The following is a 4,010-nucleotide window of genomic DNA, read 5'->3' as shown; positions in this document are numbered from 1 at the left end:
CGCGCTCGGCGCCACCGGGCAGCAGCGCGATCTGCACGACGGTACGGTCCCTGCCCTCGGCGTACAGCGCGCGACCGGGCGGCATGCGGCCGGGCACGAAACGGGACCTGATGCCCGCGTCCCGGTAGTCCGTCGCATCGGCCTGCCGCAGTACCAGCACGTCCGCCGCCGCAGCCCTGATCCGGCCGTGGAGCACCGTCCGCCCGCCGACGACGACGGGGCAGACCCCGACCCGCGGCCCCTCCCGGCAGAGCCGGATGAAGTCGTCCACCGGTTTGCCGTAGTCGACGTCCTCCATCGCAGCGACGAAGCCCTCCCAGCCGTCCACGAGCACCAGCAGGTAGGGCAGCCGCCGGTGCGCCGCCACCGCCTGTCGCTGGGCTGCGACGTCGCCGAACGCCTCGGCGGCGAGCTGCGACTGCCGGACGCGCACGGTGGTGGTGAGCCGGTCCAGGAGCCGGGTGAGCCGGTCGCGTTCGTTGCGGGAGACGACGGCGCCGCAGTGCGGGAGTTCGGCGAGGGCCTGGAGCGCGCCGGTGCCGCAGTCGATCCCGTAGAGGTGCACATCGGCGACACTGTGCTGGCGGGCGACGGAGCCGGCGACAGTCCGCAGGAGCTGCGAGCGCCCGCTGCGTGGACCGCCGGCGACGAGCAGCGGCAGCTTGTCGGCGAGGTCGAGCACGGCGACGGTCTGGAACTGGTCGTCGGGGACGTCGCCGAGGCCGATGGGGACGGGCACGAGGTCCCGACCGCGTCCCGGCAGGTCCGCCTCCGTCAGCGGCGCGTCGAGCTTGATCACGTCGGGGAGCGGGGGCGGGAGGATCGCGGGCGAGCGGGCGATGCCGCGGTCCATGGCGGCGCCGAGGATCGTGGTGACGAGGACGCCGAGGTCCGTGAGCCCCGTGGGCTCCGGCTCCACGCGCAGCGAACCGCTGTCCTCGGGGTCGCCCTGAGCGCCACGCACGCGCACGTCCGACCAGTGCGCGGGGTCCGGCAGGCGCTTGAGGCCGACGCGCGCGGTGCGCAGGCGCACGAGGGTCTCGGCGCCGGTGCGTACGTAAGCGGCCCCCGGCTCGGACTTGCCGAGCCAGGCCGCGTCGGGCTCGTCGATCACGTCGGTGCTCTCGCTCCGGTCCACCAGGCGCAGCGCGACACGGAGGTTGGTGTTGGCCCGGATGTCGGCGGTCACCACGCCGCCGGGACGCTGGGTGGCGAGCACGAGGTGCACGCCGAGGGAGCGGCCTCGCCGGGCGATCTCCACGAGGCCGCTGACGAAGTCGGGGAACTCCCGGGTGAGCGCGGCGAACTCGTCGACGACGAGCACCATCCGCGGCAGCGGTTCAGGTGCCCGCACATCGCCGGCCCGGAAGAGGTCGCCGTAGTCGGCGATATCGGCCATGCCGACCCGCATCAGCAGTTCCTCGCGCCTGCGCAGTTCGGCGGCCAGGCCGGAAAGGGTGCGCTCGACGAGGTACGCGTCGAAGTCGACGATGACGTCGGCGGTGTGCGGAAGCCGCGCGCAGTCCGCGAACGCGCTGCCGCCCTTGTAGTCCACCAGCACGAACGACACGGCGTCAGGCGGGTGATTGGCGGCCATGGAGGCGATCCACGTCCGCAGGAACTCCGTCTTGCCGGAGCCGGTCGTGCCGGCGACGAGGGCGTGCGGACCGTCGCGTACGAGGTCGATGGCGACAGGCACGCCCTGGGCGGACTCGCCGACCGGGGCGGAGAGTCCGTAGGACGGGCGTGTCCAGAGTCGGCGGAGTTCCCCGGTGTCGTACGCCGGCAGACCGAGCAGGTCGAGCAGCCGGGGGCTGCCGGGCTCCGCAAAGGCCGCGGGGTCGCGCAGCGGCGCGAGGATGCGGCCGACGCGATCGGTCTGCATACGGCTTGCGCCGGCTGCCTTCCAGTCGTCGTGTACGAGTACTCCCTCCTCCAGCAGCCGGGCGGTGTTCCCGTCGATCCTGGCCACCGCGCGGCACTCCGCGGGCAGCGGTCGCGGGGGGCTCTCCAGGCAGATCGAGAACACGCCGTACTCGGGTCCGCTCCGGAGCAGTTCCCTGACCGCCGGCAGCGCACGCAGGCTGCGGGCGCCGTCGAGAACGAGCACGGCCGCGGTCGGGCGGGGGCTCCCACGCGAGCCGGAGCCGCGACTGAGCAGGTCGTTGACGTGTCGGGCGGACGTCTCGGCGTCGTAGGCGATCCGCGGTCCCGAGGAGGTGGGGGGAAGCAGGCGGAGGAAGTCCCAGACGCCGCGATCCCGGCCGGTGGTCAGGACGCGCACGTCGACATCGGCCGGGCTGTGCGTGGCGAGGATGGAGGCGACGAGCCACGCGCCGGCCTCGTCCACCGCCGCCCGCTCGCCCTCGATGCCGAGGACCCCGGCGCCGGGCAGGTCCAGCAGGACCGGCACCAGCAGCCTCGGCGAGGGGGAGCCCAGGTCGTAGCCGAGCAGAAGCCGGAGGAACGGCACGCTGCCCGGGGCACGGTGCCAGAGCTCGGCCTCGTCGAGAAGCAGCGTGCCGGGCCGCTCGAACGACCTCCTGTGGCCCGACCCGGTGTCCCAGCCGCGCCACCCGGCGGGCAGCAACCGCCGCCAGCCCTTGGGCTCGGGCCCCGACGCGTCAGCGTCGCCTCGTCGCCGGGTGACGTGCAGAGTGCCGCCGTCACGCGGTTCCGCGAGGCCCTTCTTGACGAGTGCGCGGTGGACCCCCTCGGGCGTGACGTGGCGCCACATCGGTTCAGCGGGCGGCCGGCCGAGCCAGAGCCGGGTTCCGGGGCGTACGGGTACGTCCCCGAGAGTGGCGTCGGGCGGCAGCTCAGTGGCGTCGTCGAGGAAGAGCGGCTCCGTTCCCGACCGGAAACCGCACCACTTGCCGAGCCGCCGCGACACCAGCGCCACCGGTGCGCTGTCCGGCGCCTCCAGCACCACGTCCCGCTCTTCCCCGCCCGGCAGGACGACCGTCAGCATCCGTTCCGTCGTCATCCCGCCTCACGCCCCCGCGCCGGACGGCGGCGGGCCCGCGTGGTCCTGCAACTGCTGTGCCGTCGCGCGGAATTCGGTCAGCCACTCCGCCGTCTCCGACTCCACCTGCCGGCGTACGGCCTCCACCAGCGACGTCAGCAGCGCGAGCCGGCGCTCCAGCGCCGCCGGGTCGAGGGTGCCGGAAGCGGGTCCCGGGGCGCGGAGCTGGTCCGCGGCCCAGGCCATGCGGAAGTCGTTCAGCTCCGCGCGGAGCGTCTGTGCCGCCGTGATGTCGCGCATCCAGCCGGACGACAGGCCGAAGAAGTGGTCGAACGCCTTGCAGCCCGCCGCCAGCGCCAGGAGCACGTAGCCCCAGCCCTGCGGCGGGCCGCCGGAGATGACGCTCGCCAGCGGGATCAGCGTGCCGGCGACGGCGAGGAGGATCGTGAGCGCGCTGATGGCGCGGGAGCCGCGGCGTTTGAGGCGCTTGTCGTTCAGGTACCACTCGACGGCGTCCTCGGCCTCCTGCTCCGCCCAGGCCCGCAGTTCGCGCAGGATCTCCGCCTGTCCGCCCGCGTCCTCCAGCGCGGCGCCGGGGAAGGGGCGGCCCCGCAGGTCGCGGCGTCTGCCGCGGCCGCCCCGGACGTCCGGCGTCCCCGTCTCCCGACCCGGCATCAACTGCCTCCGCGCTCGCCCCAGTCCAGCTCACCGAGGCTATCTGCATCCGGCGGCCCGGGGCGCGGGAGACGAGCGGAACCCGCCACTGAGGGGGTGCACCCGGTGCGCGCGTACGCAGCGGGTGCTCCCCCGGTCCGTACCGCTCAGGTCCCCTCCGCCGACCACCACACCGTGGTGTCCCCCGGCAGCTCCACCTCGCCGCCGGACTCCCCGCCCGGCTCCCCGCCCGCCGCCTCCGCGCTCGCGAGCAGCATCCGCCCCGCCGGGACCGTGATCCGCAACGCCGTGCCCGTGGTGTTCGCCGCGCAGACGAACGCCGCGCCGCCGTCCCCCGGCGTGCGGCGGAACAGCAGCACCCCCTCCGGTG

2 protein-coding genes and 1 pseudogene are annotated in these 4,010 nt (G+C 74.6%); all 3 read right to left on the bottom strand.

The genetic code is table 11. The features are described 5' to 3' along the window. The coding region (locus H5J30_RS20755) for an FtsK/SpoIIIE domain-containing protein (protein ID WP_258563441.1) at positions 1-2,986 on the bottom strand (2,986 nt) is incomplete at its 3' end. Between the two features lie 6 nt (positions 2,987-2,992). Further along, positions 2,993-3,640, bottom strand: a complete 648-nt coding sequence (locus H5J30_RS20750; protein WP_181788902.1) for an SLATT domain-containing protein — start codon at positions 3,638-3,640, stop codon at positions 2,993-2,995. A gap of 146 nt (positions 3,641-3,786) precedes the next feature. Then, positions 3,787-4,010, bottom strand: a pseudogene (locus H5J30_RS20745) (alpha-glucosidase); the annotation flags it as partial.

The organism is Streptomyces phytophilus, assembly GCF_013870535.1.
Taxonomy (GTDB): domain Bacteria; phylum Actinomycetota; class Actinomycetes; order Streptomycetales; family Streptomycetaceae; genus Streptomyces; species Streptomyces phytophilus.
Note: the sequence above shows the minus strand (reverse complement) of the source record. Positions and strands in the feature narration are given on the sequence as shown.